Origin of the sequence: Marinobacter sp., assembly GCF_044799475.1 — a bacterium.
Taxonomy (GTDB): domain Bacteria; phylum Pseudomonadota; class Gammaproteobacteria; order Pseudomonadales; family Oleiphilaceae; genus Marinobacter.
The window spans coordinates 4,018,849-4,031,787 of record NZ_CP085217.1; the positions used below are offsets into that span (position 1 = coordinate 4,018,849).

Here is a 12,939-nt window from a genome sequence, read left to right on the forward strand (position 1 = left end):
GCGACCGGACTTCCAGCAGGAGAGAACACACGATGACCGATAGCAGCAAAGGTGAGGACGAGGGCTCCGGTCTGGGACGAGTCCGTGCCACTGGCCTGCTGCTGGGCCCGGCTTTTCTTGTTGCGACCCTGATCATGCCGCCGCCTGCCGAGGTCGGAATCGACGCATGGCGGGCTCTGGGGCTGATGCTGCTAATGGCAACCTGGTGGTCTACCGAAGCCATTCCCATTCCGGCGACCGCCCTTCTGCCTATCTCTCTTGTGCCCGCTCTGGGTCTGGGATCTGTCAGGGATGCAACCGAACCCTACGCTCACCCCCTGATATTTCTTTTCCTCGGAGGCTTTACCATTGGTCTGGCCATGCAGCGATGGAATCTTCACCGTCGCATCGCTCTGAACATCATACGGGGGGTGGGAAGCGAGCCCCGGCATCAGATTGCCGGCTTCATGCTGGCAACCGCATTCCTCAGCATGTGGGTTTCCAACACCGCCACCAGCATCATGATGCTGCCCATCTGCCTCTCAGTGATCAAAATGCAGGAAGAGCAAAACAGCGAGCGGGCCAGGCTCTTCGCTACACGGCTGCTGCTGGCTATTGCCTATTCCGCCAGCGTGGGGGGAATCGCAACACTCATCGGCACCCCGCCCAATGCGCTCCTGGCGGCCTATCTCTCGGAAAACCATGACATCCAGGTGGGCTTCGCCCAGTGGATGCTCATCGGAGTTCCCGTATCCGCCACCATGCTGCTGGTCATCTGGTGGTGGCTGACAAGGGGAGTTGCCCCCTCAGGCGCCAGCAATGGTCAACAAAAGAAAGACAGTGAACCGGTACGCAGGGAGCTGGAAAAACTCGGCGCCATGCAGCGGGGCGAAGCGCTCGTTCTGGCTGTTTTTGTATGCACAGCTCTCGCCTGGATCGCTCAGCCGCTCCTCTCGGAGAATCTGCTGCCCTGGCTTGGCGACACAGTGATTGCGATTGCAGCGGCAGTCGCACTATTCCTGATACCGGTGAATCTCAGGACACGCACCTTCCTCATGGACTGGGACACGGCCAGAGACATTCCCTGGGGGGTACTGCTGCTTTTTGGAGGTGGCCTGTCGCTGGCTGGGGTCATCAGCAGTTCGGGACTGGCAAAAACCATAGCCGAAAGCCTGTCCTTCGTCGAAGCGCTTCCGGTGGTTCTCACAATCTGTCTGGTTGCGACTGTCATCATCTTTCTGACCGAAGTAACCAGCAACACGGCAACCACGGCAGCTTTTCTTCCCCTCATGGGGGCTCTGGCCGTGTCTCAGGGTGTTGAGCCTTATCTGCTTGCTGTACCCGCGGCCCTGGCCGCCAGTTGCGCCTTCATGATGCCCGTGGCGACCCCGCCCAATGCCATTATTTTCGGAAGTGGCCACATGCGAATAGGCGACATGATCAAAGCCGGCTTTGCGCTGAATCTCGCGGGAATTCTTGCCGTAACGATTCTGGGCTATCTTCTTATGGGGGCTGTTTTTGGCAGTCAGGGCCTTTAGCCCCTTGAATGAACACGAGGGCAACCGCACCAAGGTATGACGTCATTCATCTCGATAGTGGCCGCTTTCATGGTCCGGCAAGCCGGAGAAAGTGGACCGGACAGGAGGACCAATGCCAAGAGCCGCCATCACCCTCTCCTCACTCATCATCAGTATCATTCTGCTGATCAGCGGCAATGCTTTCCTGATGACGCTACTGGGCCTGCGGCTCAGTATTGAGGAATTCAGCGCTGCCCTGATTGGCTGGATACTGGTTTTCTATTCCTTCGGCTTTGTTGCGGGCACCCTCTGGGCCGGGCGGATTATTGAAAAGGTCGGCCACATCCGGGCGTTCGCTGTGTTTGCGGCGGTTCTCGCAGCCTCGATTCTGATCTATCCGATGGCTGTGGAGGCGGGCCTCTGGGGCCTGCTGCGGGCCCTGGGCGGGTTCGTGATGGCGGGCCTGATGATCGTGATGGAAAGCTGGTTCAGCAGCAAGGCGGATAACCGGAACCGGGCAACCCTGTTTGCGGTCTACCAACTGGTTTTCTTTTTATCCACGGCAGGCGGCCAGGTGCTTATCCGGGTGGCCGACCCGGCCGGCTTCATACCGTTTTCTCTTGCGGCCATACTGATTGCCCTCGCGCTGGTACCCCTGTCTCTGACCCGGCAGGAATCTCCCACCATAACCCATGGCGAGCGCATGTCCCTGCGCCGTCTTTACAAAACGTCGCCTCAGGGCACCCTCGGCGCACTGGTGGCCGGCCTTCTGATCAGCGCCTTCTATGCCATGGGCCCTGTATTTGCGGACCGGATCGGGCTGGACACCGGCCAGCTTTCCAACTTCATGGCTTCAGCCATTCTTGCCGCCATGGTCCTGGCCTGGCCGGTGGGCCTTCTCTGCGATCGCTATGACCGCTATCAGGTCATGCTCATCGCTTCAGCTGTCGCCGCTGTCTGTAGCCTGATCGCCGCACTTATCGGTGACTTCAACATGATTTTGCTGGTGATTTTCGTCGGCCTGTACATGGGCATCACCGCAACCCTCTATCCGATTGCCGTGGCTATCACAAACGACCTGATGGAAACCCATCAGATCACCGCCACGAGCACCGCGCTTCTTCTGAGCTACGGCATCGGGAGCTGCGCAGGCGCCCCTCTGAGCGCCCTTTTCATGGAACTCATCGGCCCCCGGGGGCTTTTCGTCAGCAACGCTCTCATTCTGGGCGGCCTCGTTCTGTTTATGGTATTCGGACCCAGGCGCAAACATCCCCCGGTGAATCAGCAGGAACACTTTATTACCACAACGCCCGAGGCCGCCCTGGGGCTTGCAGAGATTGACCCCCGGAATACGGATTTTGAAGCAGAGCACGCAGAGGAAAACCCCGCAAATGAGACCAGGGCAGGAGGCCAGCCAGGATGATAATGGCTGTCGTTCTGGCCTTGGCTCTCGCCGCCTGGGTCCATTATCGCCTCGGCTTCCAGATCGCCAGTACCGCCCAGCTTTGGGCCGCCCGGATCATGCTGCTACTGGTTGGTGCGGGCTTCGGCTGGGCCATGAGTCAGGTGTATATAGAGACCGGGGGTCTGGCGGGCGCATGGGTATTCCTGACCTCCTTTGGTGTGGTCCATCTGCCTGCAGCTATCATCCTCTGGCTGAAAAAGCAGCGAAACGGGCACAGTCAGCCACCCCCTTCCACCAGGAAAAGGTAAGGGCTCTGTATCTTTCGATCATTTCCCACGGCGGGACAGAGCCGTTTCCAATTGCTACAGTAAAAGCAACTGTGCTCTGTCAGCGGGCTTTGCAACAACGCCACGACAGGCTGCAGCGCCTGCTCTGTCGCTCACAAAGCAGAAAAGCACAGCCTGTTGCCGATCCCGTGCGCTGAGAACCTGTCAGAAGGATTCTTTATGGAACCGGCCATCTGGTCATTCAGTATACTGCTTATCCTGATTACCCTCGCCGGCGCTTTTTCGTGGGTCCGCAAGCGCCGCACTACCGGTGATTACCTTGTGGCCAGCCGTCAGGTAAAGCCCTGGCTGTCTGCACTGTCGGCTGTTGCAACCAACAACAGCGGCTTCATGTTCATTGGCATGATCGCATTCTCCTACCGTGTCGGCATCGAATCCATCTGGATGGCGATAGGCTGGATACTGGGCGATCTGACGGCCTGGCTTTTTGTTCATCCCCGGGTCCGGGAGCAGTCCGGACGCATCAAGGCAAAAACCCTCGCCGGTCTGATCGGACACCACCACGGCAGGGACGACCGGGTGCTTATTGCCCTGGGCGGCATCATTACATTCGTCTTTCTGGGCGTTTACGCGGCCGGGCAATTCAAGGCCGGCAGCCTGGCCCTGGTTGCCATGTTTGGGTGGGATATGTGGGTGGGTATTACCATCGCCATGTTCATCGTGATTCTGTACTCCTTCGCCGGCGGCATTCGCGCCACCATCTGGACTGATGCCGCCCAGAGTCTGGTGATGATTATATCCATGGTTATGATACTGGTCATGGCATGGCTCACCATAGGTGGCCCCTCGGCCCTGTTCGAGAATCTGCAGGAACAGGATCCCGGGCTGGTCTCACTGTTTCCTGCCAATCTGGAATTCGGACTGCTTTTCTACCTCCTGGGGATGATGTCAGGCGGGTTTGGCTCCATGGGTCAGCCCCAGATTATGGTCCGCTTCATGGCTATCGAGTCAGTGAAGGCCATTAAAAAGGCGAGACGCTGGTACTTCATCTGGTTCGTGCCCTTTTTTGCCGCCTCAGTGGGAGTCGGACTATACAGTCGGGCCATTCTGCCCAACCTGCCTGACAGACAGATCGCCCAGGGAATAACCGATCCCACGGAACTCGCCCTGCCCCTGATTACCCTTGAAATGCTTCCCGCATTTTTCGTGGGCATCTCCCTCGCTGGCCTGTTCGCGGCGACCATGTCCACCGCAGACTCCCAGGTCATCGTGTGTTCCGGCTCGGTTACCCAGGATGTCCAGCCACGCTGGAAAAACTCCTACATCGCCTCGAAGGTTGCCACCATCTCCGTCGCGGTGCTGGCACTGACTATAGCTCTCTATGCCCCGGAAGGCGTGTTTGGGCTGGTACTGATCGCCTGGTCGGCACTGGCAGCGAGCCTGGGCTCGGTTCTGCTATTGCGGATATTCCATCTGCCTTTTTCCACCCGTACTGCGGTGACCATGATGATTGCCGGCTTTGGCACGGTGGTGGCGTGGCATGTATCACCGTTCAACGATGACATCTTCAAGCTTCTTCCTGGCCTGGCTGCGGCATTTGGCGTGTATGGGCTCAGCCGGATTCCCTCTCTTGTGGGAAAAAGCCGCTAATTCCGGCCATACAGGCGGGGGCGCTCATAGCGGAAAAAGCCGTTTTCTTCCTCGAGGGCAATGGTCCTGGCCTCATGGTTGAAGTGTTGCTCGCGTAGCTCGCTGAGCGCTGACTCCAGCTCCGGGCCGGTCAGCGATCCTTCCAGGCTCTGGCGTTTTTCCATGTAGGAATAACCATTTGCCCAGCGCTCTTCTCTGCGCTGATCCCGGACCTCAAGGCGGTCGATCTGCTCATCGCTGTAACCCAGCTGCTTCCTGACCTCGTTCACGCTTTTCTGCCGCTGCCCGGGAGACATCTCTCTCAGCCTGCCTTGCACAGATTCAAAGCCAAAATAGACCTGGGCGATGGTGCCGTTATCCACCCCCATCTGGCCCAGACCTGCGCCATAGGTTTCTTCCAGTGCGGTGCGGAACTGATAAAGGGATTCGCTGAGGGAACTGTGCCTGGCCTGGTCCAGCTTCTGAATGACATCCTGAACCTGCTTCTGCTTCCTGGCCCACATCTGTTTCTCATCAGCCCAGATTACACCCGCGTCGTCACCAAAGAGGTCCCGGCGCTTCTGCCAGAGGGCACCGTCCCGTTCAAGGGGCGAAAGATCGGTGAGGGTCAGATGGTTGGCCTCCAGCCATTCTTCGTATCTGACCACCAGGGCCAGAGTATTAAAAATCTCCTCGGCATAGTCCGGAAACGCGATGGTCACCGCCTGTCTGAAGAGCGCCTCTCCCTGCGAGGGGTATCGGCTGACAATTTTACGCTGCACGGCCAGCATTTTTGCCTGGGTGCGCTTGCTATGGATTGTTTCGCCCCAGGTTTCCAGAAGCTCAATGGCCAGTTTCTGGGTGAAAAGGCTTTCCGGAGAGCCCGAGTACGGCGGCCCTTCGGGAACCGGAGTGGCCTGTGAAGAGGTCAGGGGTTCTTGGTCCGATATGACCTGCTCTCCCCCCTGCAGCGGCTGGTTTTCCGCTGCCCAGAAGGCGAGTATCGCTGCCATGCCGAGGAACAGGGTTGCTGCACCAAAAGTTAATGGTTTCATGGTATTCGACTGTATGAGAGGAAGTTAAAGGGAAGGCAGGCGGCAGTCCCGACGCCTGCCCTGATCCGTTACAGCAGTGGCTGAAGCTTCGGCCACACCAGATTGGCCAATTTCCTGGAACCTGTTGTATTGGGGTGGATACCATCAATGATGATATCCCTGTCCCTGATGGTTGACCGGGGGTCAACGAACTGGCATGCCACGGCGGAGAAGCTGCAGGCCTGAGACAGCCTGTAGTCCCCATAATCGACAGCCTCTTCCATGCTGTCGAGCCAGAGAAGGCCATTTTTTGTGTAGTAATAGCCAAGATACACGACGTTATCCACGCCATCGGCATGCATATCATTGAGCAGATTCACTGCATCTACGTAGATGTCATCAATAAAATTCCTGCATCTGGAACTGAGCCGGCCGAACTGATACCACTGGGTCTTGCAGTTGTAGGGATCGAACGCAATCGCCGGGATGAGGATGTCATTGCCACCCCCATCCATCAGGATTGTGTCAATGTCGGGGTTTTCGGACCGCGCCTCAGCGTACTGTTCAACTACGGATGTAGCTATAATACCGCCACTTAGCTCGGCCCCGGAAAGGGTGTAGCGACGGAAAGTCTGCCCCGCCTCTTCCTCCAGGAAATCCTGTAACTCACCGGAAAGGGCGAAGATGGAGTCGCCGATCGTGACCACCTGGTCATTGTCAGCGTCTGATACGCGGGGATTGCTCAGGAGGCTGCCGGCCCCGCTACAGCCGGTGATCGACATTGCCAGCATGAGAGCTATCGAAGCCTTCAGGAGATTACTGGGTTCAGGCAGCATCTGCCCTTTTTTCAGGGATGGTTTCGTCATGTTGTGCGTTCCTTTTGTTGTATTTGTATAAGGACTGCACAATCAACCTAACAACTGCATCACTGAACAAATGAGGACCAGTTAACAAAAAGCCTCTGCAGATCGGGCCAATCTGGCCCTGCTAATGGACAATTTCTGCTCCGTCTGCCTGATCAATGGTTTGTTCAGGATTTCGTAAAATCTGTCTTTCCGGACCTTGTGGCTGCTTTTCCCGTAAACTTTACTATCTTTCTCATAGTCCGGCGTTTTCAATTCTGTCCGGGAAGGCAACGGAGATCCCTGATGGCTGGCCAGCATTATCCTGCCTGCATGCTGATTCTAGTCCTTGCCCTTTTTTCCGCCGCACCCAGCGCTGCGGAGGAACCTCTTAAACTGCTTACCGGCATTTGGCCGCCGTTCATTTACCCGGAAGGCGATGGTCAGGGTCTGGTCACCGGGACCGTTCAGGAAGCGTTTAACCACGTGGGCATCTCCACCACGGTCACCGTGATGCCATGGAACCGGGTCCGGCACCTGGTGAATACGGAGGGCGCGATTTCCTATGGCTGGAGCTGGTCTCCAGAGCTCTCAACTCCCTGGTATTACTCAGAAGAGCTTGTCAGGACCCTGGACCTTTTTGCCGAGCGTCGCTCCGACCCTGTGGAATGGAGTAGCATCGACGACCTCAGATCCCGCCGGATCGGAGTGGTCAATGGCTACAACCTCCCGGTGGAGATCGAACAGATGAAAGACCAGCTGACTACCATCACGGCCCCAAACGACGAATCCAATCTCCGGATGCTGCTGGCAGGGCGAACCGACGTCGCCATAATCAACCCCCGTGTTGCCAGGTATCTGCTTGAAAGGAAGTTCAGTGAAGAGGAGCGGGAGAGGGTAATTCTTCAGACCGGGCAGCCCATCGACAGTTACACTCTTCACCTGGTATGTCACAAGCAGACGCCAGACTGCGCTGACACCATCCTGAAATTCAATGAAGGAATGCGCAGGCTCAAATTTGACGGCGGTTTTGGTCCACGGACGAAGGCCAAATAACTGCACGCACTGCAAAAAAAGAGTAACCTGGCGCTGATCGTAGACACTGCTCAAATGGTCTACTCTTCAGTGATAAAGGGTGACGAATTCAGGCTCCCGCGCAAGGACCTCCATGACTAAAGAAAACCCGCGTCTCAAAACTGGCTCCAGCCTGTTTGCGGATATCGCATCCATTCTGACCCGCACTGGGCCGGCGACACTTGACGAAAACATCCATTCAGCTCTCGCAACCCTGGCCGAGGGCCTGGGTGCAGAGCGGGGCTACCTGTTCCGCTTCGACAGCCAGATACGGACCTGGCTCAGAACTCACGAGTGGCACATGCCAGAGGTCCCGCCCTTCAGGGAGGGCGGGACCTCCCTGCCTGCGGAGTCGGTTCCCTGGTTGAGTGAAACTATCCAGGCCGGCCAGCCAGCCCGGATTGAGGCCCTGGAGGACCTTCCCAGGGATGCAATGCCGGACCGGCGGATTCTTGCAGAACAGGGCGTATGTTCACTGCTAGCGCTGCCGTTTTATTCGGACAGCAAGGTCTACGGCTTTCTGGGGCTTGATTTTGTTACCCGGAAACATGACTGGCGGGAAAGTGTGGTAGAAGACGCCACAGCCGCCTGCCGGCTTTTTCAGGCTGTTATGGCGCACAGGATTGCCATCGAATCGAGGAAAAAGCTCAACCACAGCCTGGACAAGTTCACCAGCCAGATCCCAGGTGCCGTATTCCAGTTCCGGGAACACCGGGATGGCCGCTACAGCTTTCCCTATGTCAGCAGGCGGCTGGAGGAGATGTTCAACATATCCGCAGAGACTCTTGCCAGAAATGCCGCACCCCTTCTGAAACGAATCGCCCCCGAAGAACAGGTAGCGTTTGTCAGCGAGGTTATCAAATCCCGGGATAACCTGAGCCACTGGTTCATGGATCTGAGGGTGACCAGGGAAAACGGAACGACTATCTGGGTTGAATCCAATTCGGTGCCAGAGAGGCTCCCGGACGGAAGTACACTCTGGCATGGCTATCTTCACGACGTCACCGAGCGCCATCTGGCGGCCGTCGCCCTGGAGGAGCAGGCAAACCATACCCAGGCGATTATCAACAACGTTGCCGATGCCATCATCACCCTTGATGAGACCGGGAAAATTGACACCTTCAACCCCTCAGCGGAATCCATGTTCGGTTATGAGGCGGAGGAAATCATAGGCCGGAGCGCCGGAAAACTTCTTCCCGAAGCTCACCGGGGGGTTTATGCGCAGGCATTGATAGACCGTGTCGAGACGGGGAAAAGCACCATCGCGGGAAAAACCATGGAGCTGGCCGGGCTGAAAAAGGACGGCTCCGAGTTTTCCATGGAAATGAGAGTGTCCGAAACCTCCCTCAACGGAAGAGCATTTTTCATTGGCGTGGTCCGTGACCTGACGGGCCGTAGGGAAGCCGAAGAAGAAATTAAAAGGCTGGGATTCTACGATCCGCTGACCGGCCTGCCCAATCGCCGGCTGCTGCAGGACCGCCTGGACCAGGCCCGGGCGATCAGCAACAGAAACCACAACTACGGGGCTCTGGTGGTCATCGATCTTGATGACTTCAAATACCTCAATGAACTGGCGGGACACAACAAAGGGGATCTGCTGCTCAGAGAAGTGGCGGAACGCCTCAGGGCCAGTCTGCGGGAGGGCGATACGGTTGCCAGAACGAGTGCGGACGAGTTTGTGCTTGTTCTGAACGGCTTTAACGGTACTGCGGAGGTAGCGGTTGGCAACATAGAAAGGGTTTGCGAAAAAATACGCGGAGAACTGGAGCAGCCTTACCTGCTGGATGATTTCGAATACACCGGCACCCAGAGCATTGGGGTAACTGTTTTCCACGACCATGGCAATACTCTGGAAGAGCTGATCACCCAGGCTGACATGGCCATGTACAGAGCCAAGGAGCAGGGCAAAGACAGGATCCGGTTTTTCTCTCAGGAGATGCAGGATGCCGCCATGGCACGGGCAGAGCTCGAAAACAGCCTCAAGCGTGCCCTCCGGGAAAAGCAGTTCTCACTCCACTACCAGGTGCAGATCGACTCCCGCGGCATGCCCTTTGGCGCAGAAGCGCTGATCCGGTGGTACCGAGCCGGCCATGGCATGGTTCCGCCCGGGAAATTCATTCCCCTTGCGGAAGAGAATGGCATGATTGTGCCCATTGGTGCCTGGGTTCTGGAGGAGGCCTGTCGGCAGCTGGCGGAATGGCAGAAAGCACCACCGCCCCTGAATCAGCTCAGATTGTCCGTGAATGTAAGCTCAAAGCAATTCCTTCTGCCTGATTTTGTGGAGCAGGTCCAAGGGGCTCTCACCAGGTCGGGTGCGAATCCGGCTCGGCTGAAGCTGGAAGTTACCGAAAGCATTCTGGCGGCCGACATTGAAGGCATGACCCTGAAAATGCAGCGCCTCCGGGACATGGGGGTGCGCTTTTCCCTGGACGACTTTGGCACGGGCTATTCATCACTCAGCTACCTGAAGCGGCTCCCTCTGGATGAGTTGAAAATTGATCAGAGCTTTGTCAGGGACCTGCTGGAAAGCGACAACAGCGAAGCCATTGCAAGAATGATTACCGCGCTGGGTACTGCAATGAACCTTTCAGTCATTGCGGAAGGCGTGGAGGAAGCCGGCCAGAAGGCAATGCTCGAAGCCATGGGCTGCGAGCGCTTCCAGGGCTACTTTTTTGGACGTCCGGTAGCCATTGCTGACTTCGAGAAAAGTCTGGCAGACGCCTTCGCCCTGCACCAATAGGTGGTTCAGGGCTCGTAGCGGACTCGGCCAACCCGGACTCCGGTACCGGCCACCTTGCGAATTTCCGCCAGCCCGTCATCGCCAAAGCCGGCGCTAAGTTCGATATTGGTAACTCCCTGACCAGTGAGATTCCGGGTGAGCTGCACAGCAGCTTCGATGGTGTCCACCGTTGCCAACGTCAGGGTGAAGCCGTTGTCGCTGCGGGCATTGGTGGATGCGCCACCTGGGGCAAGAATGATAAAGGCCAGATGTACCTGTTCAGACATGAAGCACCTCCGCTTGTTCTGTTACTTACTGTTACTCTGGGAACGGTAAAGCACAAAACAACCTCCTCTCGTTTCCTGTCACCACTTCGCATAGTGATCCTCCACAGAACCCGAGACGCCTGACTATGCTGCCGCGCCTCGAGAGACTTCCGGCGCGGCTTTTTTCTGGTTCGCCCATGATCACGACGCCGTGTTAGCGTTAAAAACATGGCACATACTCTCAAAGCCGGGGGGAACCACGGGCTTCTGATAGTAAAACATGCAACAAACACGCATTTTTATTCCATAAAATCATCTTATCCTCCGCAACAAGAGGAGTTTTATTTTAACCAGGCAGGTAAATTATCTGAATATTAACTGAACCAATCCGGTCAACAGGGAGCAACCACATGGGAACAAGCTGTATTATCAGGCACTTTGAGCACTATGCAGAGCTGACCCAGAGTGACAGGGACCTGCTGGCCTCGCTCGAGAGGAGCCCGGAGAGCTCTCCCAAAAATACTGTGCTATGGGAGCAGGGTGCTCCCTCAGAGTTCTTCTATACGGTAAGCCGGGGCTGGGCCGTATCCTATCGGAACATGGAAAACGGCACCCGCCAGGTACTGGATATCTATGTCCCCGGCGACATCATTGGGCTTCGCGAATTTGCTTTTCAAAAGCGGGTGGCCGGCCTGATGGTACTGACCGACGCGGAGCTTTGCGCGTTTCCCAAGATGCGCCTTACAGAGGTTTTTTCGAAATCCATCCTGCTATGCAGCATCTTTTTCATGATCACAGCCCGGGACCAGGCCATCCTGCTGGAGCGCCTTGTCAATCTGGGGCGGCGCTCGGCGAAGGAAAAACTGGCCCATTTTCTGGTGGAAATGTGCAAGCGTCTGGGCAAGACCAATCCGGCCGTCGCCAATGAACTGAAGCTGCCCCTCACCCAGGCACTTATCGCGGATGCTCTCGGCCTCAGCGCCGTTCATGTGAGCCGCACATTCCAGGAACTGAAGGAGACAGGACAGGTCGGCGTGTCCAATGGCGGTATCGAAGTACACGACATTGAAGGACTGAAAGAGATTGCCGGTTTTGACCCCTCCTATCTTGAGGAAGATATAGACGCGATCCTGGAACACAGCCGGCGGGGCGAGATAAATAACTGAACAGGGATGCTGTTGCGCTTTAACTCTGGTCGAAAACCTGAGATTCTGGATACACGCATGATCCTGTTGAGCCGAGTTGAACCGAGTTGAGCGAAGTTGAACAAGGAGGAGCACCATCATGACTATTACATCGATCAAAACCGGTTTACTGGTCCTGAGCGCGACTGTGGCATTTACGGCCTGTGCCGCCTCGGGTGGATTCCCACCCGAACGCTATATTGAGCTGGACCCGGGAGAAAATGGCCCCTTTACACCTCCCAAGGCAGGGCCAGACTGGTACACATTCAGCCTGGACTCCTTCGAGTCGGTAACAATCCATAGCGAGCGCATTAACCCCACAGAACTGCAAGGCATAGAGCCCACAGCGACCCTGATGAACGCCAGTGGCGAGGTAATCACAACGGTCGAGGACAACGCGCCGCGGGAACAGTTCCGGATTGAGCAGAGCCTTGAAGCAGGCACTTACTATCTTCGCATTGAGGACCCGGGTCCCATTATCGATCGTGACGAGCATATGAACCGCTACATGCTCTATCTTGAGTAACACTCCTTCCCCGGCCTGTGAAAAGCCCCGTGGTTCAGGTGCCTGCCGGTCCGGGACGGCGTTTCTGCTACCTGTAGAGGTAATTAAAGGATTTAGAGAGGCTCCACGTCGTGGCGCCCAAAGATCTGCATGACCTCTGCCTCCTCTTCCCCGGTGATTTCGACCGAAATCACCTGATCCACTTCGTCAACGAACACACGGTCCTGAGGGATTCCCGCGGCGACCAGCTCTTCGCGGGTATCCCGGGTCTGATCGGCGTCCCTGCACTGCCCTTTCAATGTCTTCTTCATTGGATCGTCCTCCTTTTTTCATGCTCCTGCATGAAAGGTAGGTGCCAGAAAGGAATCCTACAATCAGACCTGTCATCTTTTGGCCTGGATTTCCACATCCTGTTCCAGAATGGAGAGGGATTCATCCCGGCCCGCTGGCATGGAACCCTCTGCTTCGACTTATTGCCATTTGCCCAAAAGAAGATTT

Annotated in this window: 12 protein-coding genes; 8 read left to right on the top strand and 4 right to left on the bottom strand. The window is 56.5% G+C overall.

Annotated elements, in window-relative coordinates:
• Positions 1–32: 32 nt before the first annotated feature.
• The 4 genes from LG327_RS18420 to LG327_RS18435 all read left to right on the top strand — a co-directional run bounded on the left by LG327_RS18420 (position 33) and on the right by LG327_RS18435 (position 4,838).
• On the top strand, positions 33–1,517 hold the full coding sequence (locus LG327_RS18420; RefSeq protein WP_404364213.1) for an SLC13 family permease: 1,485 nt from the start codon (positions 33–35) through the stop codon (positions 1,515–1,517).
• Between the two features lie 112 nt (positions 1,518–1,629).
• Positions 1,630–2,919 (top strand): MFS transporter, encoded by a 1,290-nt coding sequence (locus LG327_RS18425; RefSeq protein WP_404364215.1) that lies wholly within the window; start codon positions 1,630–1,632, stop codon positions 2,917–2,919.
• Entirely contained in the window at positions 2,916–3,209 is a 294-nt protein-coding gene (locus LG327_RS18430) for a hypothetical protein (protein WP_404364217.1), read from the top strand. Before LG327_RS18425 ends, LG327_RS18430 begins: the two co-directional genes overlap by 4 nt.
• 198 nt (positions 3,210–3,407) lie before the next feature.
• Positions 3,408–4,838, top strand: a complete 1,431-nt coding sequence (locus LG327_RS18435) for a sodium/proline symporter (protein ID WP_404364219.1) — start codon at positions 3,408–3,410, stop codon at positions 4,836–4,838.
• Here the strand turns inward: LG327_RS18435 and LG327_RS18440 are convergent.
• The gene (locus LG327_RS18440; RefSeq protein WP_404364220.1) at positions 4,835–5,872 is read right to left on the bottom strand and encodes a hypothetical protein; all 1,038 of its coding nucleotides are present in this window, start codon (positions 5,870–5,872) and stop codon (positions 4,835–4,837) included. The two genes, LG327_RS18435 and LG327_RS18440, sit on opposite strands and share 4 nt — an antisense overlap.
• Positions 5,873–5,940: 68 nt before the next feature.
• A complete protein-coding gene (locus LG327_RS18445; protein ID WP_404364222.1) occupies positions 5,941–6,717 on the bottom strand; it encodes an SGNH/GDSL hydrolase family protein in 777 nt (258 codons plus the stop codon).
• Positions 6,718–6,999: 282 nt separating this feature from the next.
• Between LG327_RS18445 and LG327_RS18450 the strand changes: the two genes are divergently transcribed.
• Both LG327_RS18450 and LG327_RS18455 read left to right on the top strand, forming a co-directional pair.
• On the top strand, positions 7,000–7,749 hold the full coding sequence (locus LG327_RS18450; protein WP_404364223.1) for a substrate-binding periplasmic protein: 750 nt from the start codon (positions 7,000–7,002) through the stop codon (positions 7,747–7,749).
• Positions 7,750–7,861: 112 nt separating this feature from the next.
• The gene (locus LG327_RS18455) at positions 7,862–10,507 is read left to right on the top strand and encodes an EAL domain-containing protein (protein WP_404364225.1); all 2,646 of its coding nucleotides are present in this window, start codon (positions 7,862–7,864) and stop codon (positions 10,505–10,507) included.
• Positions 10,508–10,512: 5 nt separating this feature from the next.
• On the opposite strand, the gene LG327_RS18460 is transcribed toward LG327_RS18455, so the two are convergent.
• The gene (locus tag LG327_RS18460; RefSeq protein WP_404364227.1) at positions 10,513–10,773 is read right to left on the bottom strand and encodes a DUF6506 family protein; all 261 of its coding nucleotides are present in this window, start codon (positions 10,771–10,773) and stop codon (positions 10,513–10,515) included.
• 389 nt (positions 10,774–11,162) lie between these two features.
• On the opposite strand from LG327_RS18460, the gene LG327_RS18465 reads away from it, so the two are divergent.
• Entirely contained in the window at positions 11,163–11,918 is a 756-nt protein-coding gene (locus tag LG327_RS18465) for a Crp/Fnr family transcriptional regulator (protein ID WP_404364229.1), read from the top strand.
• 118 nt (positions 11,919–12,036) lie between these two features.
• Positions 12,037–12,462: a hypothetical protein gene (locus LG327_RS18470; RefSeq protein ID WP_404364230.1), complete on the top strand. Its 426-nt coding sequence runs from the start codon at positions 12,037–12,039 to the stop codon at positions 12,460–12,462.
• Positions 12,463–12,554: 92 nt separating this feature from the next.
• Here the strand turns inward: LG327_RS18470 and LG327_RS18475 are convergent, their stop codons facing one another.
• Positions 12,555–12,752 carry a hypothetical protein gene (locus LG327_RS18475; protein ID WP_404364232.1) on the bottom strand — a complete coding sequence of 66 codons (198 nt, stop codon included), beginning with the start codon at positions 12,750–12,752 and terminating at the stop codon, positions 12,555–12,557.
• Positions 12,753–12,939 lie beyond the last annotated feature (187 nt).

What these genes read in the sequence shown, in the direction of transcription:
- LG327_RS18420 (WP_404364213.1), top strand. Translation starts at nt 33, where the DNA reads ATGACCGATAGCAGCAAAGGTGAGGACGAGGGCTCCGGTCTGGGACGA.
- LG327_RS18425 (WP_404364215.1), top strand. Translation starts at nt 1,630, where the DNA reads ATGCCAAGAGCCGCCATCACCCTCTCCTCACTCATCATCAGTATCATT.
- LG327_RS18430 (WP_404364217.1), top strand. Translation starts at nt 2,916, where the DNA reads ATGATAATGGCTGTCGTTCTGGCCTTGGCTCTCGCCGCCTGGGTCCAT.
- LG327_RS18435 (WP_404364219.1), top strand. Translation starts at nt 3,408, where the DNA reads ATGGAACCGGCCATCTGGTCATTCAGTATACTGCTTATCCTGATTACC.
- LG327_RS18440 (WP_404364220.1), bottom strand. Translation starts at nt 5,872, where the DNA reads ATGAAACCATTAACTTTTGGTGCAGCAACCCTGTTCCTCGGCATGGCA.
- LG327_RS18445 (WP_404364222.1), bottom strand. Translation starts at nt 6,717, where the DNA reads ATGACGAAACCATCCCTGAAAAAAGGGCAGATGCTGCCTGAACCCAGT.
- LG327_RS18450 (WP_404364223.1), top strand. Translation starts at nt 7,000, where the DNA reads ATGGCTGGCCAGCATTATCCTGCCTGCATGCTGATTCTAGTCCTTGCC.
- LG327_RS18455 (WP_404364225.1), top strand. Translation starts at nt 7,862, where the DNA reads ATGACTAAAGAAAACCCGCGTCTCAAAACTGGCTCCAGCCTGTTTGCG.
- LG327_RS18460 (WP_404364227.1), bottom strand. Translation starts at nt 10,773, where the DNA reads ATGTCTGAACAGGTACATCTGGCCTTTATCATTCTTGCCCCAGGTGGC.
- LG327_RS18465 (WP_404364229.1), top strand. Translation starts at nt 11,163, where the DNA reads ATGGGAACAAGCTGTATTATCAGGCACTTTGAGCACTATGCAGAGCTG.
- LG327_RS18470 (WP_404364230.1), top strand. Translation starts at nt 12,037, where the DNA reads ATGACTATTACATCGATCAAAACCGGTTTACTGGTCCTGAGCGCGACT.
- LG327_RS18475 (WP_404364232.1), bottom strand. Translation starts at nt 12,752, where the DNA reads ATGAAGAAGACATTGAAAGGGCAGTGCAGGGACGCCGATCAGACCCGG.